Genomic DNA, 656 nt, shown 5'->3' with positions numbered 1-656 from the left:
ACGTTGTGTGGTATTGTCTAGTAAGTACAAATATCAAAATTAGAAATGATTAATTATAATTTTAATAAAATAGATAAAAGTATATCTATCAGTGATGAAAACGTAATATTGTCCATTTTATCAAAATTTGTTGTATTTGTATTCTTTACTTTAATTACAATTAATTTTTTGTATCTAATTTTCTTACTTATAAATAGTATTACAGATGTTGTTACAATAGAAGGTGATACCCATGTATTTCGTCTAAAAATAGGAATAGTTCTTGTTTCGATATTGTGTTTTATTACCTTTATTCCATTAATAATTTCAGGAAGTTATTATTCAAAACGAATTAAAATTGAAGTATTAAAAAAGAAAATAATAATTGATAAAGAGTATCTTTTTTTTATTAAAAGAAAGAAGATAATCTCAACTGAAAATATTCAAAATCTATTGTTCATATCAGATGAAAAAAAATATAAGATTGGTATTACCTTGCTGAATAAGAGAATTATTCTGAAAGAAGATGACATAAGATATCAATTAGAAAAAGAAATTCATTTTTTATCTGACCTTTTACAAATAAACGTAATCAAAATTTCAACACCACACAACAATAGCTAATCTCCATCCACCGGGTGACACACCCGCTGGTCGTAGTTTAGCAAATTCGTTGT

1 protein-coding gene is annotated in these 656 nt (G+C 24.5%); it reads left to right on the top strand.

Going from position 1 to position 656, the window contains the following annotated elements:
• The first annotated feature begins 45 nt into the window (after positions 1-45).
• On the top strand, positions 46-603 hold the full coding sequence (locus HGP29_RS28410; RefSeq protein WP_168885831.1) for a hypothetical protein: 558 nt from the start codon (positions 46-48) through the stop codon (positions 601-603).
• The last annotated feature ends 53 nt before the right edge of the window (positions 604-656 follow it).

The organism is Flammeovirga agarivorans (assembly GCF_012641475.1).
Taxonomy (GTDB): domain Bacteria; phylum Bacteroidota; class Bacteroidia; order Cytophagales; family Flammeovirgaceae; genus Flammeovirga; species Flammeovirga agarivorans.
This window is presented reverse-complemented; position numbering and strand designations above follow the sequence as displayed.